Source organism: Pseudomonas viridiflava, from assembly GCF_001642795.1.
GTDB classification, from domain to species: Bacteria; Pseudomonadota; Gammaproteobacteria; order Pseudomonadales; family Pseudomonadaceae; genus Aquipseudomonas; species Aquipseudomonas viridiflava.
The window spans coordinates 339,682-366,406 of sequence record NZ_LKEH01000025.1 but is presented as its reverse complement, the minus strand read 5'-3'; the positions used below and the strand labels follow the sequence as shown (position 1 = coordinate 366,406).

Annotated in this window: 22 protein-coding genes; 13 read left to right on the top strand and 9 right to left on the bottom strand. The window is 60.2% G+C overall.

Features of this window, described 5'->3' with window-relative positions; all coding sequences use genetic code 11:
- Together AO065_RS12370 and AO065_RS12365 are read left to right on the top strand one after the other, a co-directional pair.
- On the top strand, positions 1 to 3,156 hold the full coding sequence (locus tag AO065_RS12370) for an efflux RND transporter permease subunit (RefSeq protein WP_004881329.1): 3,156 nt from the start codon (positions 1 to 3) through the stop codon (positions 3,154 to 3,156).
- Positions 3,153 to 4,613 (top strand): AdeC/AdeK/OprM family multidrug efflux complex outer membrane factor, encoded by a 1,461-nt coding sequence (locus AO065_RS12365; protein WP_004881331.1) that lies wholly within the window; start codon positions 3,153 to 3,155, stop codon positions 4,611 to 4,613. The genes AO065_RS12370 and AO065_RS12365 overlap by 4 nt, the downstream gene beginning before the upstream one ends.
- Positions 4,614 to 4,691: 78 nt before the next feature.
- On the opposite strand, the gene AO065_RS12360 is transcribed toward AO065_RS12365, so the two are convergent.
- The 5 genes from AO065_RS12360 to pcaR all read right to left on the bottom strand — a co-directional run bounded on the left by AO065_RS12360 (position 4,692) and on the right by pcaR (position 9,972).
- Complete coding sequence (locus AO065_RS12360; protein WP_004881332.1) at positions 4,692 to 5,993, bottom strand: MFS family transporter; 1,302 nt, start codon at positions 5,991 to 5,993, stop codon at positions 4,692 to 4,694.
- A gap of 141 nt (positions 5,994 to 6,134) precedes the next feature.
- Positions 6,135 to 7,337 carry a 3-oxoadipyl-CoA thiolase gene (gene pcaF / locus AO065_RS12355; RefSeq protein ID WP_004881334.1) on the bottom strand — a complete coding sequence of 401 codons (1,203 nt, stop codon included), beginning with the start codon at positions 7,335 to 7,337 and terminating at the stop codon, positions 6,135 to 6,137.
- Positions 7,337 to 8,116, bottom strand: a complete 780-nt coding sequence (locus AO065_RS12350) for a CoA-transferase subunit beta (protein WP_004881336.1) — start codon at positions 8,114 to 8,116, stop codon at positions 7,337 to 7,339. The genes pcaF and AO065_RS12350 overlap by 1 nt, the downstream gene beginning before the upstream one ends.
- Positions 8,116 to 8,973: a CoA transferase subunit A gene (locus tag AO065_RS12345; protein WP_004881338.1), complete on the bottom strand. Its 858-nt coding sequence runs from the start codon at positions 8,971 to 8,973 to the stop codon at positions 8,116 to 8,118. Before AO065_RS12345 ends, AO065_RS12350 begins: the two co-directional genes overlap by 1 nt.
- Before the next feature lie 156 nt (positions 8,974 to 9,129).
- Positions 9,130 to 9,972: a pca regulon transcriptional regulator PcaR gene (gene pcaR, locus AO065_RS12340; RefSeq protein WP_004881340.1), complete on the bottom strand. Its 843-nt coding sequence runs from the start codon at positions 9,970 to 9,972 to the stop codon at positions 9,130 to 9,132.
- A gap of 846 nt (positions 9,973 to 10,818) precedes the next feature.
- On the opposite strand from pcaR, the gene AO065_RS12335 reads away from it, so the two are divergent.
- The gene (locus AO065_RS12335; RefSeq protein WP_004881345.1) at positions 10,819 to 11,016 is read left to right on the top strand and encodes a hypothetical protein; all 198 of its coding nucleotides are present in this window, start codon (positions 10,819 to 10,821) and stop codon (positions 11,014 to 11,016) included.
- 203 nt (positions 11,017 to 11,219) lie between these two features.
- Positions 11,220 to 12,692, top strand: coding sequence for an inorganic phosphate transporter (locus tag AO065_RS12330; protein ID WP_004881346.1), 1,473 nt, complete (start codon positions 11,220 to 11,222; stop codon positions 12,690 to 12,692).
- Between the two features lie 51 nt (positions 12,693 to 12,743).
- On the opposite strand, the gene AO065_RS12325 is transcribed toward AO065_RS12330, so the two are convergent.
- Positions 12,744 to 14,231, bottom strand: a complete 1,488-nt coding sequence (locus tag AO065_RS12325; protein ID WP_004881347.1) for a helicase HerA-like domain-containing protein — start codon at positions 14,229 to 14,231, stop codon at positions 12,744 to 12,746.
- 215 nt (positions 14,232 to 14,446) lie between these two features.
- On the opposite strand from AO065_RS12325, the gene AO065_RS12320 reads away from it, so the two are divergent.
- Positions 14,447 to 15,544, top strand: coding sequence for an N-acetylglucosaminyl phosphatidylglycerol synthase (locus AO065_RS12320; protein WP_032650760.1), 1,098 nt, complete (start codon positions 14,447 to 14,449; stop codon positions 15,542 to 15,544).
- On the top strand, positions 15,537 to 16,322 hold the full coding sequence (locus AO065_RS12315) for an N-acetylglucosaminyl phosphatidylglycerol deacetylase (RefSeq protein ID WP_032650734.1): 786 nt from the start codon (positions 15,537 to 15,539) through the stop codon (positions 16,320 to 16,322). The genes AO065_RS12320 and AO065_RS12315 overlap by 8 nt, the downstream gene beginning before the upstream one ends.
- On the opposite strand, the gene AO065_RS27305 is transcribed toward AO065_RS12315, so the two are convergent.
- A complete protein-coding gene (locus AO065_RS27305) occupies positions 16,319 to 16,492 on the bottom strand; it encodes a hypothetical protein (RefSeq protein WP_004881352.1) in 174 nt (57 codons plus the stop codon). The genes AO065_RS12315 and AO065_RS27305 overlap by 4 nt on opposite strands.
- Positions 16,493 to 16,551: 59 nt before the next feature.
- Positions 16,552 to 17,403, bottom strand: coding sequence for a formyltetrahydrofolate deformylase (gene purU, locus AO065_RS12310; protein ID WP_004881355.1), 852 nt, complete (start codon positions 17,401 to 17,403; stop codon positions 16,552 to 16,554).
- Positions 17,404 to 17,761: 358 nt separating this feature from the next.
- On the opposite strand from purU, the gene mvaT reads away from it, so the two are divergent.
- Entirely contained in the window at positions 17,762 to 18,142 is a 381-nt protein-coding gene (mvaT, locus tag AO065_RS12305) for a histone-like nucleoid-structuring protein MvaT (protein ID WP_004881357.1), read from the top strand.
- Between the two features lie 83 nt (positions 18,143 to 18,225).
- Here mvaT and sbcB read toward each other — a convergent pair whose 3' ends face one another.
- On the bottom strand, positions 18,226 to 19,656 hold the full coding sequence (gene sbcB / locus AO065_RS12300) for an exodeoxyribonuclease I (protein WP_004881362.1): 1,431 nt from the start codon (positions 19,654 to 19,656) through the stop codon (positions 18,226 to 18,228).
- Between the two features lie 179 nt (positions 19,657 to 19,835).
- Here sbcB and AO065_RS12295 point away from each other — a divergent pair, with 179 nt between their 5' ends.
- The 6 genes from AO065_RS12295 to AO065_RS12270 are packed head-to-tail and all read left to right on the top strand — an operon-like array spanning position 19,836 to position 26,714.
- Positions 19,836 to 20,561: an RDD family protein gene (locus tag AO065_RS12295; protein WP_004881364.1), complete on the top strand. Its 726-nt coding sequence runs from the start codon at positions 19,836 to 19,838 to the stop codon at positions 20,559 to 20,561.
- A complete protein-coding gene (locus AO065_RS12290; RefSeq protein ID WP_004881367.1) occupies positions 20,558 to 21,538 on the top strand; it encodes a stage II sporulation protein M in 981 nt (326 codons plus the stop codon). The genes AO065_RS12295 and AO065_RS12290 overlap by 4 nt, the downstream gene beginning before the upstream one ends.
- On the top strand, positions 21,525 to 23,114 hold the full coding sequence (locus AO065_RS12285) for a DUF4129 domain-containing protein (RefSeq protein WP_004881368.1): 1,590 nt from the start codon (positions 21,525 to 21,527) through the stop codon (positions 23,112 to 23,114). The genes AO065_RS12290 and AO065_RS12285 overlap by 14 nt, the downstream gene beginning before the upstream one ends.
- Positions 23,111 to 24,322, top strand: a complete 1,212-nt coding sequence (locus AO065_RS12280; RefSeq protein ID WP_004881369.1) for a DUF4350 domain-containing protein — start codon at positions 23,111 to 23,113, stop codon at positions 24,320 to 24,322. Before AO065_RS12285 ends, AO065_RS12280 begins: the two co-directional genes overlap by 4 nt.
- Positions 24,319 to 25,374, top strand: a complete 1,056-nt coding sequence (locus AO065_RS12275; protein WP_004881370.1) for an AAA family ATPase — start codon at positions 24,319 to 24,321, stop codon at positions 25,372 to 25,374. The genes AO065_RS12280 and AO065_RS12275 overlap by 4 nt, the downstream gene beginning before the upstream one ends.
- Entirely contained in the window at positions 25,371 to 26,714 is a 1,344-nt protein-coding gene (locus tag AO065_RS12270; RefSeq protein ID WP_004881373.1) for a DUF58 domain-containing protein, read from the top strand. Before AO065_RS12275 ends, AO065_RS12270 begins: the two co-directional genes overlap by 4 nt.
- The last annotated feature ends 11 nt before the right edge of the window (positions 26,715 to 26,725 follow it).

Sequence of the window (26,725 nt, the reverse complement as noted above, 5' to 3'; positions counted from 1 at the left end):
ATGTCCAGATTCTTTATTGACCGCCCCATCTTCGCCTGGGTATTAGCCCTGGTGATCATGTTGGTGGGTACGCTTTCAATCATGAAGCTGCCGATCAACCAATACCCGGCCATCGCGCCGACAGCCATCGATATCCAGGTCACCTACCCGGGCGCTTCTGCACAGACCGTGCAGGACACCGTGGTACAGATCATCGAGCAACAGCTCAACGGTATCGACAACCTGCGTTATGTTTCCTCGGACAGTAACTCCGACGGCAGCATGACCATCACCGTGACGTTCAACCAGGGTACCAACCCTGACACCGCTCAGGTACAGGTGCAGAACAAGCTCAACCTGGCCACCCCGCTGCTGCCGCAAGAAGTGCAGCAACAGGGTCTGCGTGTGACCAAGTCGGTGAAGAACTTCCTGCTGGTGATCGGCCTCGTGGCCGAAGATGGCAGCCTGACTCGCGAAGACTTGTCCAACTATATCGTTTCCAACATTCAGGACCCGATCTCGCGGACTTCCGGTGTGGGTGACTTCCAGGTGTTCGGTTCGCAGTACGCGATGCGCATCTGGCTGGATCCGGCCAAGCTGAACAACTTCCAGTTGACGCCTGTGGACGTGACCACCGCGGTCAGTGCACAGAACGTGCAGATCGCAACCGGTCAGCTGGGCGGCCTGCCAGCGCTTCCCGGCACTCAGCTGAACGCGACCATTATCGGCAAGACCCGCCTGCAGACTGCCGAACAGTTCGGCAATATTTTTCTGAAGGTCAACGCTGACGGTTCGCAGGTTCGTCTCAAGGATGTCGCGCGCATCGAACTGGGCGGTCAGAACTACAGCATCGACGCACAGTTCAACGGCAAACCGGCTTCCGGTATGGCGATCAAACTGGCCTCGGGTGCCAACGCCCTCGACACAGCCAAAGCGATTCGCGCCACCATCAGCGAGCTGGAACCTTTCTTTCCGCCAGGCATGAAAGTCGTCTACCCGTATGACACCACCCCGACCGTAACGGAATCCATCAGCGGCGTAGTTCACACCCTGATCGAAGCCATCGTGCTGGTGTTCCTGGTGATGTACCTGTTCCTGCAGAACCTGCGCGCGACCATTATCACCACGATGACCGTGCCGGTGGTACTGCTGGGTACGTTCGGCATCCTTGCCGCGTTCGGCTTCACCATCAACACGCTGACCATGTTCGGCATGATTCTGGCCATCGGACTTCTGGTGGACGACGCCATCGTGGTGGTGGAAAACGTCGAACGGGTCATGGCCGAGGAGCATCTGTCTCCGAAGGAGGCCACGCAGAAATCCATGGACCAGATCCAGGGTGCGCTGGTCGGTATCGCCATGGTGCTCTCGGCGGTACTGCTGCCGATGGCGTTCTTCGGCGGCTCCACAGGCGTGATCTACAAGCAGTTCTCGATCACCATTGTTTCGGCGATGGCGCTCTCGGTCCTCGTGGCCCTGATCTTCACCCCGGCGCTGTGCGCCACCATGCTCAAACCTATCGACCCGGAGAAACACGGCCAACCCAAGCGTGGCTTCTTCGGCTGGTTCAACCGGACCTTCGACCGCAGCGTGGTCAGCTACGAAAACGGCGTGAAACGCATGGTGACCCACAAGTTGCCGGCCTTCGTCGTGTACCTGATCATCGTGGCGGGCATGATCTGGCTGTTCACCCGTATTCCGGCGGCGTTCCTGCCCGAAGAAGACCAGGGCGTCATCTTTGCCCAGGTACAGACACCGGCTGGTTCTTCCGCAGAGCGCACGCAGAAGGTCATCGATGACATGCGCGACTTCCTGCTCGACAAGGAGAACGGTGAAGGCAAGGGCGTGAACTCGGTGTTCAGCGTCAACGGCTTCAACTTCGCCGGTCGTGGTCAAAGCTCCGGTCTGGCGTTCGTGATGCTCAAGCCGTGGGACGAGCGTGATGCCGAGACCACCGTGTTCAAGATTGCCGAACGGGCTCAGGCGCACTTCGCCAGCTTCCGTGACGCCATGGTCTTCGCAGTCGTGCCGCCATCGGTACTGGAACTGGGTAACGCCACCGGTTTCGACGTTTACCTGCAGGACCAGGGCGGTGTCGGTCACCAGAAACTGCTGGATGCACGCAATCAGTTCCTGGGCATGGCCGCGCAGAGCAAGATTCTGGCAGGTGTACGTCCCAACGGCCTGAACGACGAACCGCAGTATCAACTGACTGTGGACGACGAGAAGGCCAGCGCACTGGGCATTACCCTGTCCAACATCAACCAGACCCTGTCCATCGCGCTGGGCGGCAGTTACGTCAACGACTTCATCGACCGTGGTCGTGTGAAGAAGGTGTATGTGCAGGGCGAAGCTTTCAGCCGCATGACGCCTGAAGACCTGCAAAAGTGGTTCGTGCGTAACGACAGCGGCACCATGGTGCCCTTGTCGGCCATCGCCAGCGGCGAGTGGATCTACGGTTCGCCCAAGCTGTCGCGCTATAACGGCGTAGCGGCCATGGAAGTGCTGGGCACCCCTGCTCCGGGCTACAGCTCCGGTCAGGCCATGGCGGAAGTCGAAGCCATCGCTCAGAAACTGCCTGCCGGGATCGGCTACTCGTTTACCGGCCTGTCGTTCGAAGAACGTCTGTCCGGCTCTCAGGCACCGGCCTTGTACGCACTGTCCATGCTGGTGGTGTTCCTCTGTCTGGCAGCGCTTTACGAGAGCTGGTCGATTCCGATTGCGGTCATGCTGGTCGTACCGCTGGGTGTCATCGGTGCCTTGATGGCAACCAGTCTGCGCGGTCTTTCCAACGACGTGTTCTTCCAGGTGGGCCTGCTAGTGACGGTGGGGCTGGCGGCGAAGAACGCCATTCTGATCGTCGAGTTCGCCAAGGAACTGCATGAGCAGGGCAAATCGCTGGTCGAGTCGGCGATGGAAGCTTGCCGGATGCGCTTGCGTCCGATCATCATGACCTCGATGGCGTTCATTCTCGGCGTGGTTCCGCTGGCAATCTCCAGCGGTGCCGGTTCGGGTAGCCAGCACGCCATCGGTACAGGCGTGATCGGCGGTATGATCACCGCAACGATCCTGGCGATCTTCTGGGTGCCTATGTTCTACGTCGCCGTGTCGTCGGTGTTCAAAGGCAAAGACAAATCAAACAAGCAACACGTCAAAACTACCGAGGCTGGCCAATGAGCAAGTCCCTGATCTCTCTGGCAGTTACCGCGTTCATTCTCGGCGGCTGCTCCCTGATCCCCGAGTACAAGCAGCCGCAAGCTCCGGTCGCCGCTCAATATCCGCAAGGTCCGGCGTACTCGCCGGCCGAAGCGGCCAAGATGGCTGCCGCCGAGCAAGGCTGGCGCGAGTTCTTCCGTGATCCGGCGCTGCAACGCCTGATCCAGACCGCGCTGGTCAACAACCGTGACCTGCGTGTCGCGGCCCTGAACATCGACGCCTACCGTGCGCAGTACCGCATCCAGCGTGCGGACCTGCTGCCTGCGGTTTCCGCCAATGGCAGCGGCAGCCGTCAGCGCGTTCCGGGTGACCAGACGCAGACCGGCCAGTCGGCCATCACCAGCAGCTATTCAGCGACTCTGGGCGTCAGCGCCTATGAACTGGACCTGTTCGGTCGTGTCCGCAGCCTCAGCCAGCAAGCGTTGGAAACCTACTTCGCCAGCGAAGAGGCACGTCGCAGCACCCAGATCAGTCTGGTGGCCAACGTTGCCAATGCCTACCTGACCTGGCAGGCCGATAAGGAACTACTCAAGCTGACGCAGGACACCCTCAAGACCTACGAAGAAAGCTTTCGCCTGACCTCGCGCAGCAATGAAGTCGGCGTTTCTTCGGCACTGGACCTGAGCCAGTCGCGGACCGCTGTCGAAAGCGCCCGCGCCCGTCTGGCGCAGTACCAGCGTCTGGTTGCACAGGATCAGAACAACCTGGTGCTGTTGCTGGGCACCGGTCTGCCTGACAACCTGCCAGCCAGCCAGTTGCTCGACTCCGACATGCTGACCGAAATGCCGGCCGGCCTGCCGTCCGATCTGCTGCAACGTCGTCCGGACATTCTGGAAGCCGAGCACACGCTCAAGGCGGCCAACGCCAACATCGGTGCCGCACGTGCCGCGTTCTTCCCGAGCATCAGCCTGACGGCCAGCGCGGGCACCAGCAGCACCGAATTGTCCGGTCTGTTCAAGGGCGGTTCGGGCACTTGGCTGTTCCAGCCGAGCATCAACATTCCGATCTTCAACGCCGGCAGCCTGCGCGCCAGCCTGGATTACTCGAAGATCCAGAAGGAAATCAGCGTCGCCAATTACGAGAAGGCGATTCAGACCGCCTTCCAGGAAGTGTCCGACGGCCTGGCTTCGCGCAAGACCTACGACGAGCAGCTCCAGGCGCAGCGTGACTTTGTCACTGCCAACCAGGACTACTACCGTCTGGCCGAGCGTCGCTACCGCATCGGGATCGACAGCAACCTGACCTTCCTCGACGCGCAGCGCTCACTGTTCAGCGCGCAACAGACGCTGATCACCGACCGTCTTGCGCAGCTGACCAGCGAGGTCAATCTGTACAAGGCCCTCGGCGGCGGCTGGTACGAGAAGACCGGTCAGACCGCAACGATCGATAAAGAGAAGCCGTCGATCCAGCTGTTCTGATCCGATTGTTCTGATCAACGCCCAATAAAAAACCCACCGGATCCGGTGGGTTTTTTTATGCCTGCAAAACAGCGCTCATCAATGATCGTGATGCAGGTAAGCGGGCTCCTTGGGCAAGCGCAGGCTGAACAGGAACGCGATTGCCATCATTGCCGTGACATACCAGTAGAAGCTGTTTTCCATCCCTGCACTCTTGAGCTTCAAGGCCACGAATTCGGCCGAGCCGCCAAAGGCAGCGTTGGCCACGGCGTAGGCCAGACCAACCCCCAGCGCGCGGACCTGAGGCGGGAACATCTCAGCCTTCACCAACCCACTGATCGAGGTGTAGAAGCTGACGATGGCCAATGCCAGGGTAATCAGCACAAACGCCATGAACGGGTTGGTGTTGGTTTTCAGGGTCATCAGAATCGGCACCGTACACAGCGTACCCAGCGCGCCGAACCACAGCATCGAGTTACGACGACCGATACGGTCAGCCAGCATGCCGAAGAACGGCTGCATGCACATATACAGAAACAGTGCGCCGGTCATGATGTAACTGGCGGTCTTGGCCTCCATGCCGCCGGTGTTCACCAGATATTTCTGCATATAGGTCGTAAAGGTGTAGAAAATCAGCGAGCCGCCGGCGGTGTAACCCAGCACAGTGATAAAAGCTGCCTTGTGATGCTTGAACAGCGCCGTGATACTGCCCGCGTCCTTGTCCTTGCGACTTTCGGCGGTGGTGGTTTCGTTCAGTGTGCGACGCAGCAGCAAGGCGATGACTGCCGCCGCCGCGCCGATGACGAACGGGATACGCCAGCCGTAGTCGCGCAGCTCCTCAGTGGTGAGAAACTGCTGAAGGATGACCACGGTCAGCACCGCCAGCAACTGACCGCCAATCAGCGTCACGTACTGGAACGAGGCATAGAAACCACGCTGGCCGCGCAACGCCACTTCACTCATGTAAGTGGCCGTGGTGCCGTACTCGCCGCCCACCGAGAGGCCCTGAAGCAGACGCGCCATCAACAGTAGCGCCGGTGCCCAGGCCCCGATCGAGGCGTAGGTCGGCAGGCACGCGATGATCAGCGAACCGGCACACATCATGGTCACCGAGATCAGCATGGAATTCTTGCGACCATGCTTGTCCGCGACCCTGCCGAACAGCCAGCCGCCAATCGGTCGCATCAGAAAACCGGCAGCGAACACGCCTGCGGTATTGAGCAACTGAACGGTCGGATCATCGGAAGGAAAGAAAGCGGGCGCGAAGTAGATCGCACAGAAGGCGTAAATATAAAAGTCGAACCATTCGACCAGATTCCCGGAAGAGGCGCCGACAATCGCGAAGATTCTTTTGCTTCGCTCCTCGCCGGTGTAATGCGGTGCTTTTGATGTTGTCGTCATTATTGTCCCCAAATGAAACTGTCCATAAGACACAATCTGTAACACCCTGCCGCCTCAAGCACAACAACCCGGGCCATCAGCCTGTCTTTTCGTGGAGACAGACCGATGAACCGGGTTGCTGAACAAAGCGAAAAAGGAGCGTTATGGACGCTCTATGGCCAACGCCAGGCCTTGGCCGACACCGACGCACATGGTCGCCAGACCTTTGCGACCGCCGGTCTTTTCCAGATGGTGCAACGCCGTCAGTACCAGCCGCGCGCCGCTCATGCCCAGCGGGTGCCCCAGGGCAATCGCGCCGCCGTTGGGATTGACCTGGGCCGCATCGTCGGCAAGGCCCAGCTCTCGCAGCACCGCGATACCCTGGCTGGCAAACGCCTCGTTGAGTTCGATGACATCGAAATCGGAGACCGCCAGACCCAGCCGCTCGACCAGCTTGCGAACCGCAGGCACCGGACCGATGCCCATCACGCGAGGCTCAACGGCCGCACTGGCCATGCCGAGAACGCGCGCCCGAGGCGTCAGGCCGTGCTTCTTGACCGCTTCGGCGGAAGCCAGAATCAGCGCAGCGGCCCCGTCGTTCACACCAGACGCATTGCCTGCCGTGACCGTCTTGTCCGTCCCGTTGACCGGCTTGAGCTTGCTCAGGGTTTCCAGGCTGGTGTCGGCACGCGGGTGCTCATCCTTGTCGACGACGGTTTCGCCTTTCTTGTGCGCCACACGCACCGGCACGATTTCTTCCTCGAAAAAGCCCGCAGCCTGGGCAACGGCAGCGCGTTGCTGGCTGCGCAGGGCGAAAGCGTCCTGATCGGCTCGAGAAATAGAGAAGTCGGTGGCCACGTTGTCGCCGGTCTCCGGCATGGAGTCCACGCCATAGAGGGCTTTCATGGCCGGGTTGATGAAGCGCCAGCCAATGGTGGTGTCTTCCAGTTTCATGTTGCGCGAGAACGCGGCGTCAGCCTTGCCCATGACGAAAGGCGCACGCGACATCGACTCGACGCCGCCTGCAATGGCCAATTCCATCTCGCCGGTTGCGATGGCGCGGAACGCCGTGCCGATGGCGTCCATGCCCGAAGCGCACAGACGATTGAGCGTCACGCCCGGCACCGTCGTCGGCAGGCCGGCCAGCAGCGCAGCCATACGCGCCACGTTGCGGTTGTCTTCACCGGCCTGATTGGCGCAACCAAGGAACACCTCGTCGACTTCTTGCCAGTTGACGGTGGGGTTGCGCTCCATCAACGCCTTGATCGGAATGGCCGCCAGATCGTCGGCTCGTACCGAGGACAGACCGCCACCAAAACGGCCGATGGGGGTGCGAATCGCATCGCAGATAAATACGTCACGCATCACGCTTCTCCTGCGACCTGACCGTGGGCAGCAGCGGTCCGGGCTTCCAGATCCCGCAAAGCGGTCAGTTCGACGTCGGTGGGTTCTTCGGAATAGACCACGCTGTCGGCAAACCGTACTTCCCAGCCGGTTGCGGCGATGACTTGCTCGCGGGTAACCCCTGGGTGCAGCGTGGTCACCACGAACTCGTTGCTGCCCTCTTCCGGCTCCATGATGCACAGGTCGGTGATGATGCCCACGGGACCGGCACCGGGCAGGCCCAGGCGCTTGCGAGAATCGCCGCCTTCGCCGTGGCCGACCGAGGTGATGAAATCGAGCTTGTTGACGAAAGAACGTGCCGACTGCTTCAAAATGATCAGCACCGATTTGGCCGACCCGGCAATCTCCGGCGCGCCACCGGCACCCGGCAGGCGCACTTTCGGGTTGTGGTAGTCGCCCACGACTGTGGTGTTGATGTTGCCGAAACGGTCGACTTGCGCGGCGCCCAGAAAGCCGACATCCACACGTCCGCCCTGCAGCCAGTAGCGGAAAATCTCGCTGGTGGCGACGACGGTGTCCGCCGTTTCAGCCAGCTCGCCATCGCCGATGGACAGCGGCAACACAGTTGGCTTGGCACCGATCGGACCGGACTCATAAATCAGCACCACATCCGGCGCAGACGTCAGACGTGCCAGATTCGCTGCCTTCGACGGCAAGCCGATCCCGACAAAGCAGACCGCTCCGTTGCGCAGACGGCGGGCGGCGGCAACGGTCATCATTTCACTGGTGGTGTACGTCATTATTTTGCCTCCGAAGCGCGAGCCAGCTTGCTCTGGAATTCGCTGAAGTCCGCCGTGCCGTGGATGTATTCGTCGATCCAGGCCTTGAAGGTTTCACGGTCTCGGGCAATCGGGTCCCAGGCCTGATAGAAAGGGTTGTCGCGTTCGTAGTAACCATGGGCGTAGGAAGGATGCGCGCCACCCGGCACCAGACAGACTGCGCTGAGCGCCCAGGTCGGCAGTACGCAGGAGTTCATTGGTGCCTTGAGGTCATCGACGATTGCCTCGACCGTGACGATGCAACGCTTGGCTGCCAGCGCGGCTTCCTTCTGCGCACCCAGGATGCCCCAGAGCAGCACGTTGCCCTTGCGGTCGGCTTTCTGCGCGTGGATCACGGTCACGTCGGGGCGCACGGACGGCACGGCCGCCAGCACTTCACCCGTAAAGGGACAGGTCACGGTCTTGATCAGCGGGTTGACCTTCGGCAGATCGGAACCGGCGTAGGCGCGCAGCACCGCAAACGGCAGGCCCGAAGCACCGGCAACGTAAGCGTTGGCCAGGTCGGCGTGGCTGTGCTCTTCGATTTCCATCGCACGCGGCCACTGTTTTTCGACCGCATCGCGCAGACGGTGCAGCGAGCCAACGCCCGGATTGCCGCCCCACGAGAAAATCAGGCGCTTGGCACAACCGGCACCGATCAACTGGTCGTAGATCAGGTCGGGGGTCATGCGCACCAGCGTCAGGTCTTTTTTGCCCTGACGGATGATTTCATGACCGGCGGCCGTGGGGATCAGGTGGGTGAAGCCTTCCAGCGCAACGGTGTCGCCATCGTTGACCAGTTGCTTCACCGCATCGCGTAGAGAAAGAATGTCTGCCATGAGGTGCTCCGAACCCAACATCATGTTCAATGATCAGCGCGAAGACCTGCGCCGGAATGAAAATGAGGTTATGCCTGAGCCCTGCCGCAAACAATCCGATAATCGACTAACTGTTCGGTAATCGAACCCATTCGCTGATCATCGATAACCTGCCGCTTAGGTGAACAACTGTGTGCTCAGATCACGGCTGGCGTCGAGCATGATCGGCAGAAAACGCTGCTCCAGCTCACTGCGGGCTACCCGTCCGGCACTGGTGCTGACATTGAGCGCAGCCAGTACCTGACCCGATGCATCATAGACCGGCACGGCAATCGAGCGAAGCCCCTGCTCCAGTTCCTGATCGACAATGCACCAGCCCTGCTGACGAACCTGTTGCAGGCATTCGAGCAAGGCTTCGGGTGTGCGAATGGTGCGACTGGTCTTGGGCTGCAGGTCAACGTGATCCAGGTATTCCTGCAGGGACACGTCATCCAGCGCAGCCAGCAGGATGCGCCCCATCGACGTGCAATACGCAGGCAGTCGGCCGCCTACCGAGAGATCCACCGATATCAGCCGCTGGGTCGTGGCAGACCGGGCTATATAAAGGATGTCGTCACCTTCCAGGGTGGCCATGTTGCACGCCTCGTGCAACTGATCGCTCATCCTGTCCAGATAAGGCTGCGAAGAAATCGCCAGCGGCGTGGACGACAGATAGGCATGACCCAGCGTCAGAACCTTGGGCAATAAAGAGTAGGTGCGGCCATCCGTGGTGGCATAGCCGAGCTTGATCAAGGTGTGCAAACAACGACGCACTGCCGCCCGGGGAATTTCCGTACGGTGGCTGATCTGCGCAATGGTCAAGTGCCGTTTACGCTCCTGAAAGGCATGAATCACTGCAAGCCCACGCGCGAGCGAGGTCATGAAATCAGGATCGCCGGTCAATGCCTGGATCCGCTTGGCAGGCGATGCCACGATGGGCGGAGCCAGTGAGGAAAAAGAATTACGCAGTTCGTCGTTCATTGCCGCAACCTCTATACACCCTTTCAGGCCTTGTGAACCGGCGGTTTCAGACCCATGCAGCGCATTGATCAACCTTCGGCTTGTGCGATTATCGAACCAATGGCCGATAATCGCAATTGACCCGTAGGAAATATACTTATACCTTTAGGTCTGCCACGAAGTGACTTCTTGGAAATTACTGGTCAGGTACCCACTGAGAAGTCCAAGGCAGCGGCCTTGCCCTTTAAGCAAGGCCGTTTTCATTACAGCTCATCCTGTGCGCCCGACACGGAAGCCGGAATAATTTCCGAGCCCACTCCCCCTCCTCAAACATCCAACAGTCGCACCATCGGACTTACTGAATTCCGACGCCGTTTTTTTGTCCGTGCCTGTCAATTCTTCTTTATGAAAGTTCCGTCATAAACATGACTCACCCATACTTCGGAACATTCGTACAAAATGAGTAGGCTCTCTCATTATTCAAACCGCTATAGTTGACGCAGCCTAACTTCTTGGCGATAGTACCTTTCCATTGACGGGCTAAATCTTCAGCAGTGACTCGCGTTCTCACGAGCCTTCGAGCTGCAGCCGCGTCAACGCACCGGACCTGTACAACGCTGTAGCGGGCCCCTTGCAACCGGCGGTCAAACAGAACCTCCGGCGTTTCAACCCTGAACCACATGTCGCTACGACAGTTGTTTTCCTCCGGCGTCCGTAGCCGCTAGGCCCGGCAAGGTGTTCAGATTCTTCCAGTCAATGTGCTGATGCATAATTCCCTGCCCTGTTTTTCGGGCAGCCACTGGAACGAACATGTTTGCCGTGCATTGCGTTTTCGCCGGAACTCATTTGACTCGATCAGGTAATAAAGTGACTAAAGAAGAACTGCGCGCGGAACTCGAGCGCCAGGAGCAACGCTTCAAGGATGTCTACGGTGGCGAAATCACCACTTACGCCGCGCAACCGGAGCCGGAACGCAAACCCTGGCGCAAACGAGCCAGCCTTCGGGATCAGGCTTTCAAAGAGGAATTGCAAAAGATGGAACAGGACCTGAAACAGGAGTCCTGACGGTCAGACTGGAACAGCCCCGCTGATCTGATCCGCATTACCACGACCTGAAATTGAAGTGTCATTGCCTGTCTGCCTCATCCAAGGGGCGGCGCTCATGCGTCTTTTTTTTGGTTTCAGGCGACACCGGTCGAGGCCGACAAGTCGATACGTATTTTTTCTGTCATAATCGCGCCCCCTTCAGACCGGGTCAGAAAATCTACATGATCGAATTATTCAGCGGGCTAGATGCTTGGGTGCTTGTAAGCCTGTTGCTTGCCCTGGCCTTTGTTCTTGCCTTCGAGTTCATCAATGGCTTTCATGACACCGCGAACGCGGTGGCGACAGTCATTTACACGAAAGCCATGCCGCCGCATCTGGCAGTGATCCTTTCCGGTGTGTTCAACTTTCTCGGCGTGTTGCTGGGCGGCGTGGGCGTTGCGTACGCCATCGTTCACCTGCTGCCGGTCGAATTGCTGATCAACGTCAATACCGGCCACGGCCTGGCCATGGTGTTCTCGCTGCTGGCAGCGGCGATCACCTGGAACCTGGGCACCTGGTATTTCGGTATTCCGGCGTCCAGTTCCCACACGTTGATCGGTTCGATCCTCGGTGTCGGTCTGGCCAACGCCCTGATCAACGACATCCCGCTGGCCGATGGCGTCAACTGGCAGAAGGCAATCGATATCGGTGCCTCGCTGGTGTTCTCGCCGCTGGCAGGTTTTCTGATCGCAGGGCTGGTCCTGATCGCATTGAAATGGTGGCGACCACTGTCCAAGATGCACAAGACCCCGGAACAGCGTCGCAAGCTGGATGACAAGAAGCATCCGCCGTTCTGGAACCGTCTGGTACTGGTGATTTCCGCCATGGCGGTCAGCTTCGTGCACGGCTCCAACGATGGCCAGAAAGGCATCGGCCTGATCATGCTGGTTCTGATCGGTATCGTGCCGAGCCAGTTCGTACTGGACCTCAACAGCACGACGTACCAGATCGAACGTACCCGCGACGCCACCCAGCACCTCAGCCAGTTCTACCAGCGCAACAGCAGTACGCTGGGCGAATACCTGGCGATGGGCAAGGCGGAAAAAGGCGATCTGCCGTCCAGTTCCGCGTGCAACCCGGAACAGACCGAGCCGACCATCGACGCCCTGCTGGACCGCTTGAAAGGTGTCTCCGACTACCATTCGATGCCGTCCGAAAGCCGTATCGAAGTCCGTCGTTATCTGTTGTGCCTGGATGACACCGCGCGCAAGGTCGGCAAGTTGCCGGGCCTGGACGCACGTGAAAAATCCGATCTCGAGAAGCTGCGCAAGGACCTGACCGGTACGACTGAATACGCGCCGTTCTGGGTGATTCTGGCCGTTGCACTGGCGCTGGGTATCGGCACCATGGTCGGCTGGAAGCGTGTGGTACTGACCATCGGCGAGAAGATCGGCAAGCAGGGCATGACCTACGCACAGGGCATGTCGGCACAGATCACCACCGCCTGTGCCATCGGCATGGCCAACGTGTTCAGCCTGCCGGTTTCGACCACCCACATCCTGTCTTCGGGCGTAGCGGGCACCATGGTTGCGAACAAAAGCGGCCTGCAGGGCGGCACCGTTCGCACGATTCTTCTGGCCTGGGTCCTGACCCTGCCAGCAACAGTGGCGCTGTCTGCCGCCCTGTTCTGGATCGCGTCCAAGGCGCTGTCCTGATCTGAAGTCACTCGGGCGGTGCAGCGCTTGCACCGCCCGAGCGAGTCAGTTTTACCTGCGCTTCTTAGTGCCCAGCAACGACCCCATCAGCCCCCGCACCAACTCTCGCCCCAACTGGCTCGCCGCCTGACGCATGGCGTTTTTCATGGCCTGTCCGGCCAGCCCGCCGAGAAACTCTCCGGCCTTGTCGCTGAAACTCTCTTCAGGCTTTTCATTCGTTTTCGCGGCATCGGTTGCGTCAGGCTCGGCCACCTTGCGCGCGGCCAGCATTTCGTAGGCCGATTCACGGTCGACCGGCTTGTTGTAGCGCCTGCCGAGGGCTGAGCCGGCAATCAGGCTCGCCCGCTCGTCTGCCGTCAGCGGCCCGATACGCGACTGGGGCGCAGCGATGAGCACGCGCTGCACCATGGCGGGCGTACCCTTGTCCTGCAATGTACCGACCAGCGCCTCGCCGATACCCAGCTCGGTTAACACACTCAGGGCATCGAAATCAGGGTTGGGCCTGAAACCCTCCGCCACGGCCCGCAGAGACTTCTGTTCCTTGGCCGTGAAGGCGCGCAGACCGTGTTGAATCCGCAACCCCAGCTGGGCCAGCACATCATCAGGCAGGTCGCCGGGTGACTGCGTGACGAAATACACGCCCACGCCCTTGGAACGTATCAGGCGCACGACCTGCTCAAGCCGTTCCTGAAGGGCCTTGGGTGTGTCGGCAAACAGCAGATGCGCTTCATCGAAGAACAGCGCCAGCAACGGTTTTTCGGCATCGCCCCGCTCGGGGAGCTGCTCGAACAGCTCGGCCAGCAGCCATAATAGAAAAGTCGCGTAGACCTTGGGCGCTTCATGCACCAGCCTGCTGGCGTCCAGCAGATGAATGCGCCCTCGCCCGTCGCTGTCAGGCTGCAGAATGTCTTCCAGTTGCAAGGCAGGCTCGCCAAACAGCGCTTCGGCGCCCTGCTGTTCGAGCACGGCCAGCCGTCTCTGCAACGCCTGACTGGAGCCGGTTGTCATCAATGCGCTGTCTTCGCCCAGCAACTGCGGGTTGTCACGCAGGTGATTGAGGAGTGCCTTGAGGTCCTTGATGTCAAGCAACAACAGCCCTTCACGATCAGCGACTTTGAAGGCTGCGTATAACGCCGACTGCTGGCTGTCCGTCAGTTCCAGCAGATTGCCCAGTAGCAGCGGCCCCATTTCGCTCAGCGTGGTGCGCAATGGATGACCTGATTTCCCGTCGATATCCCACAACGTGACCGGATAGGCCCGAGGCGTGTGCTCAAGCCAAGGCATACCGGCAATTCGCTCGGCAATCTTGCCCTGGGGATTGCCAGCAGCCCCCAACCCGCACAGATCGCCCTTGATGTCCGCGGCGAACACCGCGACCCCGGCGTCACTGAACGCTTCTGCCAGGCGTTGCAAGGTCACCGTTTTGCCAGTCCCGGTCGCGCCAGCCACCAGTCCGTGTCTATTGGCCAGACGAAACGCCTGAGAGACGGGCTGCCCGTCAGGAGCGGCACCCAGAATCATTTCTTGAGAGTCGTGCATGTTTCACCTTCTCCACACCATGAGACGCGCTGGCCTTGAGCGTAGCCATTGCCACAACAGTTTGTTCAGGCCTGATGACGCATCATGCTCTCAACGACTCTTGGCGTCTGCCGCTTGCCCGCCAGGCGGTGAATCCCGACCGAACAACTATTCTTCAAGGAGGTCAAGAAAAGACGACCTCAGAGCGGAGGAATGTTGCTGTGCACATTGCCGACATGACGATGTTCTACGCCCCGGCCAGCGGCGGCGTACGCACCTATCTCGATGCCAAACACCCGCGCCTGGGGCGCCGTCCCGGCGTGCGCCACAGCCTGCTGGTGCCGGGTGCGCGTCCGGCCCACGCCGACGGCATTTACAGTGTTCCGGCCCCTGCCCTGCCCTTCAGCAATGGCTACCGGTTTCCGATTCGGGTCGCCCCGTGGCGCAAGATGCTGCACAACCTGCAGCCCGACCTGATCGAAGCAGGCGATCCTTACCTGACCGCCTGGGCCGCCCTCGACGCCCGTCGGTATCTGGACGCGCCGGTCATCGGCTTCTACCACTCAGACCTTCCGCTGCTGGTGAGCAACCGCATGGGCAACTGGATGGGCATGAGTGCTCAGGCTTATATCAGCAAGCTCTACAGTAACTTCGACAGGGTGCTTGCGCCCAGTCAGGTCATGGCCGACAAGCTGATCGGCATGGGCGTGGAAAACGTGCATGTACAACCCCTTGGCGTGGACCTGCAGATTTTCAACCCGGAGCGCCGGGACGATGGTCTGAAAGCCGAACTGGGTCTGCTCGAAGACACCCATCTGCTGATTTTCGCCGGGCGTGGCTCCAAGGAGAAAAACCTGCCGGTGCTGCTTGCATGCATGAAACAGCTGGGCCCGCGCTATCACCTGCTGCTGGTGGGCTCGCACATGCCCATGAACGTGCCGGACAACGTTACGGTGATCAATCGCTTCTGCAAGGCCACGAATCTGGCCCGCCTGCTGGCAAGTGCCGACGCACTGGTTCATGCAGGCGATCAGGAAACCTTCGGGCTGGTGGTGCTTGAAGCCATGGCATGCGCAACCCCGGTCGTCGCCGTCGCGGCCGGAGCGTTCACCGAAATCGTTCCCGGACACTGTGGATGGCTGTGCGAAGCGAACGATGCCAGAGCCATGGCAGATGCCGTGAAAGCGTTGTTCTGCCATGACGCCCATGCCATGGGCCTGGCTTCCAGACGCTACGTGGAAGAGCATTACAGCTGGGACGTGGTGGTGAGCGGGCTGCTTGACCATTATCAGGCGGTGCTGGGAAGCCGGTTCTCGGCCGTCGCCCATGGTTGAGTGCTCTCGCGCCGCATCAGAACGCAGTGTGCTGCTGGTGCTGCACGACGTCGCCCCTCACAGCTGGCCGATGTACGAGCCATTTGTCGCAGCGGTGGACAAGCTGGGCACTGTCAGAATGACCTGGCTGGTGGTGCCGGATTTTCACCGACGCAGCCCGCTGGACGACGACACGGTTTTTCAGCGGCGGATGCATGAACGCCTGGAACGCGGCGACGAGTTGGCGCTGCACGGTTACCACCATTGCGACGACAGCCCCGCGCCACGAATCCTTCGCGACTACTTCATGCGGCGCGTCTACACGTGGGAAGGCGAGTTCTATGGTTTGAATACGCAGGAGGCGCTGGCACGTCTGGAAGCGGGCATCGAAATGTTTCGCCGTCAGGACTGGCCGCTTCACGGCTTTGTCGCGCCCGCATGGCTGATGAGCCAGGGCACGCGCGAAGCGTTGCGTCAGTTGCCGCTCAGCTACACCAGCGACCCGCAGCACCTGTTCAGACTGCCCGACTTCACACCGATCGACGCGCCGGGCATGGTCTGGAGCGCACGCAGCGCATGGCGACGCACGGCGTCGAAGCTTTACAGTGATTTCAAGGAACATCGGCTGCGCGAGGCGTCGACCATCCGACTTGGACTGCACCCTGTCGACATGCTGCACAGGTCTTCACGCGACTATTGGATTGAATTGCTCATGCGCCTGCTGGAAGACGGCAGGCAGCCCATGACCAAAATCCAATGGCTGGAAAGTCTGGACGCGGCAACTAGCGCAGATCGCTAGGGTGGGGTCGGTTTTTCGGCGTCCTGCTGCAGTTCGCGCCACAGCTCGGCCGCGCCTTCGAACTCGGTGCCGTTGTCAGGCGTCAGCGCATCCGGGTCGTAACGACTCAGACAGCCCTCGCCCAGAGTGGCCGGAGCAGTTGATGTGGCTTTGTCGAGAGGGTCGGTCATGAAGATGTCCGCCTGGGAGGTTGGCAGGAGCGCCGCATGGGCGATCCTGCCACAACGGATCAGTCGAAGACGACTGTCTTGTTGTCGTGAACCAGTACGCGGTCCTCGAGGTGTGCACGCAGACCACGCGCCAGCACCATTTTTTCCACGTCACGGCCGAAACGCACCATGTTTTCGATGCTGTCGCGATGGCTGACGCGTACCACGTCCTGCTCGATGATAGGCCCTGCGTCCAGCTCTTCGGTCACGTAATGGCACGTTGCGCCGATCAATTTGACGCCGCGCAGCGATGCCTGGTGATAAGGCTTGGCACCGACGAACGACGGCAGGAAGCTGTGGTGAATGTTGATCACCTGATGAGCGTATTCGCGGCACAGCTGAGGCGGCAGGATTTGCATGTAGCGCGCCAGAACGACGACGTCGGCCTGATGCTGGCCGACCAGACGGGAGACTTCGGCGAACGCCGGTTCCTTGTCCTTCGGATCGACCGGCACGTGGTAATAAGGAATGTCGTGCCACTCGACCATGCTGCGCAGGTCCTGGTGATTGGAGATCACACAGGCGATGTCGCAGTCGAGTTCATCACTGTGCCAGCGGTGCAGCAGGTCCGCCAGGCAGTGCGATTCGCGACTGGCCATGAGTACCACACGCTTCTTCTGAGCCGAGTCGGTGATGCGCCAGTCCATCTCGAACTCTTGCGCAATCGGCGTGAACGCCTCGCGAAACCCATCCAGATCGAACGGCAATGTATCGGCACGAATCTCGTGACGCATGAAGAACCAGCCACTGAGATTATCCGAATGATGGCTCGCTTCGGTGATCCAGCCGTTATGGGACGCCAGAAAGTTACTGACTTTGGCAACGATGCCGACGCGGTCCGGGCAAGCAATCACCAGACGAAAAGTGCGCATTAGGGGAAACTCCAGAACTTCGCAAAGGCGCTATTCTAGCGACTGCGCAGGAAAACTGCAGTATCTCTGTTGCCTGAATTCAGGCGCCGGGGCGGGCCGTCGATGGAAAAAGATTGCACCGTGCCAGTATCAAGATGCCAGCGGACGCTCCAATAAAAAACCGGTATTTAATGAGGGCTTTATAGCGACCCTATTTAGTCGGGTTCAGCACACCGATCTAGTTCCCACGTCTGTAGGACCGGTGTATATTTCTAAATAATTCAAATAAAACTTTTATTTAATGTTTACTTGCTCAGTGCCTCTGACTATTATTGCGTCACTGTATCCCTGTCACCCTTCACAACATAAGGTCCCCCTCATGTCCCTGATCAACGAATACCGCGCCACAGAAGAAGCCATCAAAGAACTGCAAGCCCGTTTGAACAACCTGTCGCAAGACGGCAAACTGCAAACCGAGCTGGAATTCGAAGGCAAACTGCGCACCCTGATGGGCGAATATCAAAAATCGCTGCGTGACATCATTGCTCTGCTGGATCCGGACTCCAAAGTCAACAAGGCACCTCGTGGCGGCGCAGTGAAAACTACCGGCACCAAGCGTGCCCGCAAGGTCAAGCAGTACAAGAACCCGCACAACGGCGAAGTCATCGAAACCAAAGGTGGCAACCACAAGACGCTGAAAGAGTGGAAAGCCAAGTGGGGCGGTGACGAGGTTGAAAGCTGGGCCACTCTGCTGGGCTAAGCTTCAACGGTCGTTTTATCCGCGACTTGAAAAACGCCAGCTTGCTGGCGTTTTTTTATAGTTCACCTTCTACATTTTTCCGATCACATTTTCAGCCTACTGCGCAGCGACTCAATGTGATCCTGCCATTGCCTCAGTATCGCCAACTGCTCTGGCGTGGCACTAAGCGACAACTCCACCAGCGCCTTCGTAAAATCCTGCAAAGTATTCGGAGCCCCGTACTCCGCGTGGCTCAGGCGCGCCTGACAGAATTGGTGCCAGCGCAGTTGTTCTTCGGCGGTGAGCGTTTCCGGAAAGTTACGGGCCCGGTAGCGAAATAACAGTTCAGGCAGGCGAGCATCATCAAACGGCCAGGCATCACGTGCCAGTTGCTCAGGCTCGGAAACGCGTACTTGTTCACATAAACGACGATCACGGTCACCGATAAATCCGTCATACAATTGCTGCTCAGGGTCTTCACTTGCGATGAAATGATCCTTGCCATAAAGAGCACGCAGTTTCTCCTGCCAAACTTCAAGGCCTTCAGTCACTGAAGCCACCCTCGCCTCATAACCGGTCATGTCGAGCTGCAAGCGTTCTTGATCCTGTGCACGCAAAACGCTCATGGGGGCAACCACCGGGCAGCGATTTATATGCAATAGTTTGAGCGGCACCGGCAGCTCGCCTTCGCCCAGCGCGTCGTGGCGGGTATATAAACGCTGCTTGAGTGTTTCAACGTCCATCTCCAGTAACGGCGACGGATCCTGATGCAGATCGTACACAATCAGTGCATTGCGATTATGCGGATGCCAGGCCAGCGGTAATACGACACCCAGATAATGACGGGCCGCAGAGAAGCGACCTGAAATATGCACCAGCGGTTGCATCAGACGGATCTGATCCTGAACCTTCTGCTTACTGCGCAGTGCAAACAGATAATCGTACAGCCGGGGTTGCTTCTCACGAATCAGGCGCGCAAGTGCAATGGTGGCGCGCACATCGGATAAGGCATCATGGGCCTGACCATGTTCAATACCGTTGGCGGCAGTCAGACGCTCGAGCTTGAGGGTGACGCGCCCTTCCTCTTCGGGCCATACGATGCCGTCCGGGCGCAGCGCATAGGCCGCGCGCACGACATCGATCAAATCCCAGCGACTGTTGCCGCCCTGCCATTCACGGGCATACGGGTCGAAAAAGTTGCGATACAGGCTGTAACGCGTCACTTCATCGTCAAAACGCAACGTGTTGTAGCCTGCGCCACAGGTGCCGGGAGCGGAGAGCTGGGCATGGACGCGGGTCATGAAGTCCGCTTCGCACAAGCCCTTTTCGGCCAGCGTGGCCGGGGTAATTCCGGTTATCACGCACGCGGCGGGATGCGGCAGGATGTCGTCGCTGGGCTGGCAGTAGAGGTTGACCGGCGGTTCGATTTCATTGAGTTCGGCATCGGTACGAATGCCGGCCATCTGCAGCGCGCGGTCATTGCGCGGGTTGATACCGGTGGTTTCGTAGTCGTACCAGAAGATGCTGGAGGTCACGGGCTGATCCTGAACAAGAGACCCTTGAAGTGTAGGGTGCGAAGCAGACGATTGGCTAATCGGAACACGCCGTGGGCCTGCGACACTTTTTCTTACAGGCACTGTTTAGCAACGCCGGTTGCTTAGCACCGCAGTGGTAGCTAGCATCAGGTCTCGCCTTCAGGTAACGCCTCCCCACCATGCCATCTCCTCCCGCTTCGCAAGGGATTGCAGCGCAGCAGACGCCGCTGGATACCCGTATCGCCATCGAGACCCCGGAAGGCATCGACATGATCCTTCGCCCGGCGGGTCTGGTGGTGCGTTCGCTGGCGTTCGGCATTGACCTCGGCATCCGTGCCGCAGTCATCGGCGTACTGTTTTTAATCCTTCAGTTGTTCGACAAGTTCGGCATGGGGCTGGCCGCTATCGCGCTGTTTCTGATCAACTGGTGGTACATGGTGCTGTTCGAAGTCCTCGATCAGGGCCGGACACCCGGCAAGCGCGCCATGGGCCTGCGGGTGGTCAATGACGATGGAACACCGATCGGCTGGGCCGCCTCGCTCACCCGCAACCTGCTGCGTTTCGTCGACATGCTGCCTCTGGCCTACAGCGTGGGCGCCATCAGCTGTCTGAATCATCCCCGTTTCAAGCGCCTCGGTGATCTGGCGGCCGGAACGCTGGTGGTTCATACCGATCTGCCCGTGCAGCGGCCGACCCTGCCAGCGGTCGAGCCCTACGTGGTGCCAGTCGCCCTGCAACTGGAGGAACAGCGCGCCGTGCTGAGTCTGGCCGAGCGCCAGGGTGACCTGTCCGAAGCGCGTAAGCAGGAGCTGGCCGCCATTCTGGTCGAGCCGTTGCACTTGTCGGCCGACAAGGCTGTCGCTCAAGTCAACGGCATCGCGCGCAGCCTGACGGGGGCGACATGAAACAGACCCAGTTCGAAGCCCGCCATCAAACCGAGTGGAAACACTTCGAGGACTGCCTGACCGCACTGGAGCGTGGCAAGCCCGATCCCAAGACCAGCGAACGCTTTCCTGCCGACTACCGACGCCTCTGCCACCAACTGGCGCTGGCTCAGGAACGCGGCTACAGCAGCCACCTCATCGATCCGCTTCATCAACTGGCGATGCGCGGCCACCAGCAGCTTTACCGGCATCGCAGCGCTTTGGGCGCTCAGTTCCTGACCTTTATTCTTGCGGGTTTCCCGAGAGCCGTTCGTGCCGAATGGCGTTTCGTGCTGGTCGCCAGCCTGCTGTTTTTCGGCAGCCTCGTGGGCATGGGCCTTCTGGTCTACGGCTTCCCCGACCTGATCTACAGCATCGTCAGCCCCGCACAGCTGAGCGACATGCAAAGCATGTACGACCCGCAGGCCAGCCGCATCGGGCAGGCGCTGGAGCGCGCTTCCGACGATGACTGGATGATGTTCGGCTACTACATCATGAACAATATAGGGATTGCCTTTCAAACCTATGCCAGCGGCTTGCTGTTCGGGCTGGGCAGCCTGTTCTTTCTGCTTTTCAACGGGCTGATGATCGGAGCGGTCGCAGGCCATCTGACCGACATTGGCTATGGCCAGACCTTCTGGTCGTTCGTGGTCGGCCACGGCGCGTTCGAACTCACCGCCATTGCCCTGGCCGGGGCTGCCGGGCTGAAACTGGGTTGGGCATTGCTCGCACCCGGCCGGCTGACACGCGGTGAGGCGTTACGGGTCGCCGCGCAAGGCAGCGTGCAATTGATTGGCGGAGTAATGCTGTTTCTGCTGATTGCCGCCTTCATCGAAGCCTACTGGTCATCAATGACCTGGCCGACGCCGCTCATCAAGTATCTGGTGGGCGCAGCGCTCTGGATGCTGGTCGGTGCCTACCTGACATTCGCCGGGCGGACTTCCCATGCGCCTGACTGAATCGAACGTCGCCATTCGCCCTCGTACCTCCTGGGAAGCCATAGACCTGGGCGTCCTCATGGTGCGTGAGCATCGCCTGTTGCTGATGAGCAGTTGGGCGATTGTCACGCTGCCGCTGTTCGCCCTGCTCAGCCTGTTGCTCTGGGACTATCCCTCGATTGCGCTGTTTGTGTTCTGGTGGCTCAAGCCGGCCTTCGACCGCCTGCCGCTGATGATCCTGTCACAGGCGCTGTTCGGGGACACGCCCACACTCAAACAGGCACTCAAAGCCTGGCCCGCCACGTTGAAAAACCAGCTGCTCCCCAGCCTGCTCTGGCGCCGTCTGAGCCTGACCCGCAGCTTTCAGTTGCCGGTGCAGCAGTTGGAAAACCTCGCCGGAGACGAGCGTGCACGTCGTCTCAGCCTGCTCAATCAGAAAGGCCAGGGCGCGGCTCGCCTGCTGACGCTTGTGGGCGTGCATCTGGAGTACTCGCTGTGGATCGGCCTGATGATCCTGTTCTACCTGTTCATCCCGCAACAGATCGAAATCGACTGGCAATGGCTGAGTCTGGTCGACACCGAGAACGACTGGAACTGGCTGGAACACCTGACCAACCTGTTTTACGCACTGGCGCTGGTGCTGTGGGAACCCATCTACGTCGCCTGCGGTTTTACGCTCTACCTCAATCGTCGAACCGTGCTTGAAGCGTGGGACATCGAACTGACTTTCCGGCGACTGCGCCAGCGCCTGATGGGCACCGCCTATATGCTGCTGATCGGTGCCGGACTGCTGTTCTCAGCGGCGCCACAGTCTGCCATGGCTGATTCACCGACCTACAGCTGTCCATTGCCCGACGCCACACAGATGGAACCGATCATTGTCAGTGCAGCACCTGACACGCCACGCCTCACTCATCAGGAACTCACCAGCGAAGCCGCCCGGAAGGAGATCAACAACGTTTTGCAGGCGCCGCCGTTCAAAAACCCCAAAACGGTGGCCGGCTGGCGCTTTCCCGAGCGGGATGAGAAGGCGACGACTTCCGCCGAGAGGAGCGACGGCAGCGCGTTGGCCAAATGGCTCAACCGTCTGCTGTCAGCGGCAAGCGCCCTGGCCAGCCTGTTGGAAGTTCTGCTCTGGGCTGTCGCCTTGACGCTGATCGGCCTGTTGATCTGGCGTTACCGCACCTGGCTCGGCACCTTCGTCGCTCGCACGCCGCGTCCGACATCGCTGCACCGGGAAACACCAGAACAATTGTTCGGCCTGCAAGTGAACGCAGAAAGCCTGCCCGACGATGTCGCTACCAGTGCAGAACGGCTTTGGGCCGACTCGCCACGCGAAGCATTGGGTCTGTTGTATCGCGCCCTGCTCAATCGCCTGCTGACCGATTACCGCCTGCCATTGAAAAATGCCGACACCGAGGGACAGGTGCTGGAGCGCGTCGCACAACTCGATCAACCCCAACTGGATGAATTCAGCCGGACGCTGACCACCCATTGGCAGAACCTTGCTTATGGTCATCGGCTGCCACCTGCCCGGTCGCAACAGGAATTGTGCGACGGCTGGCGTCGCCTGTTCGGTTCGGGGGCCAGGGCATGAGTCGGCGTAACGTCTGGCTTGCAGGGCTCGCGCTGCTCCTGCTGCTCGTTGTCGGCGTGTACGCCGCCAGTCATCTGGAGCGTTACGAAAAAACCGTCGATCAGGGTCCTTCCCCGGAAGCTCGGGCCAACCCCTATCTGGCCGCCGCCAACTTTCTCCGGCAACGCTCGGTGCCGGTCAACATGACCCGCGCGCTCACCGACCTGCCCGACACGCAACAACGACCACAGACGCTGCTGTTGCTCAATGACCGTGAAAACATGACCCCGGCACAGACCGAGCGCCTGTTGAACTGGGCCGAGTCGGGAGGACACCTGCTGTTCGTGGCCGAGAAGCTGTGGGACGAACAGAAAGGCCGCAGCGGCGACCTGCTGCTCGACAGGATCGGGATTCGCCAATACCTCTCGAAAGACATCAAGGCACAGGATGATTCCGATGAGGCCCGGCCCACGGTCCCTATACCGCTGATGGCGTCACCGCCTGCCACCAAGAGAACCAAGTGGCCGGAACTCACGCGGTTGTATCTGGAAAATGAAGACGCACCGGCCTACATGAGTTTCGATCCGGCGTTTCATCTGGAAGACCCGGAGGACCATGCCGATTCTTGGGCCAACAGCGCCGACGCCACGCACATGGTGCAACTGAGTCACGGCAAGGGCCTGATTACTGTGCTCACCGACGCGGAGCTGTGGAAAAACCGCTCGATCGGCAAATACGACAACGCCTGGCTCCTGTGGTACCTGACCCAGGACAGTGACGTGACCCTGCTGCTGCAAACCGAACATGACAACCTGTTGAGTTTGATACTGCGTCACTTCGCTCTTGCGCTGACCGCGTTCGCGATACTGATCGGCCTGACGCTGTGGCATGTGGGCCTGCGTGAAGGCCCCGTCCGTTTGCCTGCTTCCCAGGCCCGGCGGCAACTGACCGAACACCTGCGTGCCAGCGCCGAGTTTCTGCGCAGACGCAGCGGACAGGATGTACTCTTGAAGAGCCTGCAGCAGGACATCCTGCGACGCGCCCGGCAGCTTCATCCGGGCTTTGAATCACTGGCCGTCGCCGATCAGTGGCAGGTACTGTCCCGCCTGACTCGTCAGCCCACCAGCGCCATCAGCGATGCGTTGCGCCCGCGACCTAAACAACGCCTTTCCCACAGCGACTTCACCCGTCAGGTGGCCCACCTGCAAACCCTCAGGAATGCCTTATGAGCGATCAAACGCCCGAACCATCAGGCAGCATCGACCCAGTCGTTGCGGCGAGCCCCGAACCCGCCGCCAGCACCGCAGCCAACACGCAGGCCCAGCAACGCCAGCGCGCCAGTCATCTGGCCCAGGTGTTGCGCACCGAATTGCGCAAGGCGGTGATCGGCCAGGACGCCGTCATCGATGATGTGCTGACGGCGCTGATCGGCGGCGGTCATGTGCTGCTTGAAGGTGTGCCGGGGCTGGGCAAGACGCTGCTGGTGCGCGCTCTGGCCAGTTGCCTGGGCTGTGAATTCGCCCGCATTCAGTTCACGCCTGACCTGATGCCCAGCGACGTGACCGGTCATGCGGTCTACGACCTGCCGACCGAACAGTTCAAACTGCGCAAAGGCCCGATTTTCACCAACCTGCTGCTGGCCGATGAAATCAACCGCGCCCCGGCCAAGACCCAGGCTGCGCTGCTCGAAGCCATGCAGGAGCGGCAGGTCACGCTGGAGGGCCGCGCATTGCCCATCGCGCAACCGTTCATGGTGCTGGCGACGCAGAACCCCATCGAACAGGAAGGCACGTACCCGTTGCCCGAGGCCGAGCTGGACCGCTTCATGCTCAAGCTGCGCATGGATTATCCGCAGGCGCAGGAAGAACTGGACATGGTCCGTCAGGTCACGCGCTCGACCCGGGCCGACATGCTCGATGTACGGCCGCTCAAGGTGATCATGCAGGCCCGCGAAGTGCAGGCACTGCAACGCATTGCCAGTGATCTGCCGCTGGACGAACAGGTGCTGGATTACGCCGTGAGACTGGCCCGCAGTACCCGTACCTGGCCGGGGCTAAGCCTGGGCGCAGGTCCACGGGCCTCCATCGCGCTGGTGCGTGGCGGTCGGGCCAGGGCGTTGCTGCGCGGCGGCGAGTTCGTCATCCCGGATGACATCAAGGGCTGCGCACTGGCGGTGCTGCGTCACCGTGTGAGGCTGTCGCCCGAGTTGGACATTGAAGGGCTATCGGTGGATCAGGTGCTCAGGCAGATCCTCGATCAGGTTCCGGCGCCGCGCCTTTGAAACAGGTATTAAGGCCGTCGCCCCTGCTGCTGAAGTGGCTGGGTGCGCTTGCAGGCGCCGCCGTACTGCTGGGGGTACTCAGTGCGCTGGGCATCGACTATCCAAAGCAGCTCGACACCCTTTATTGGGGCGCCTTGCTGGCGCTCGCGGGCGCGAGTGTCTTCGACGGATTTCGCCTGACACGCCAGCCCTCCCCACGCTTGCAACGTCATCTGCCGGGCAGTCTGGCCCTCAGTCGCTGGAACGAGATACGACTGGACATCGAACACGACGGCGGCGCGGCGCTGGCAGTGCGCGTCATGGATCACCTGCCCTCAGGGCTGGAGTCCGAAAACCTGCCGCAATCCATCGAAGTGCCTCGACGGACAAAGGCCACACTTGGCTATCGGGTGCGGCCTCTCAAGCGAGGCCATTTCACCTTTGAACGTTGCGAGCTGGCGCTGCGCAGCGGCTTGCGTCTGTGGTCCACCCGACGTCGCCTCGACCTGCCGGGCAGCACCCGCGTTTATCCGGACTTTGCCCGGCTGTACGACGGTCAGTTACTGGCGGTGGACAACTGGCTCAGCCAGATCGGTGTGCGACAGTCGCAGCGCCGTGGCCTGGGGCTGGAATTCAACCAGTTGCGCGAATTTCGCGAAGGCGACAGCCTACGGCAGATTGATTGGAAAGCCACAGCGCGCCAACGCTCACCGATTGCGCGGGAGTATCAGGACGAGCGAGACCAGCAGATCGTGTTCATGCTGGACTGCGGACGACGCATGCGCAGCCAGGACGGCGACCTGTCCCATTTCGATCACGCACTCAATGCCTGCCTGCTGCTCGGTTACGTTGCGCTGCGTCAGGGCGATGCCATCGGCCTGATGACCTTCGCTGGCGACAAGGACCGCTATGTGTCGCCGGTCAAGGGCCACGGTCAGTTGAACCTGTTGCTCAATACCGTCTACGACCTGCAGACCACCCAGCGACCCGCCGACTACAGTGCCGCCGCCCGCCATTTGCTGGCCCGACAGAAGCGACGCTCGCTGGTGGTTCTGATCACCAACCTGCGCGATGAAGACGACGATGAGCTGCTGTCGGCGGTCAATCAGCTGGGGCGCAGGCATCGTGTGCTGGTTGCAAGCCTGCGCGAGGAAGTGCTCGACAGTCTGCGTCAGGCCCCCGTCGAGACCTATGACGAAGCGCTGAGCTACTGCGGAACGGTGAGTTTTCTGAACGCGCGCACAACGCTGCACGACCGGATGGTCGCGCATGGCATCAACGTGGTGGACGTGCGCCCAGGGGAACTGGGCGCACAATTGGTGACTCGTTATCTTGGCTGGAAGAAAGCGGGAACGCTCTGACCCGTTCTTCC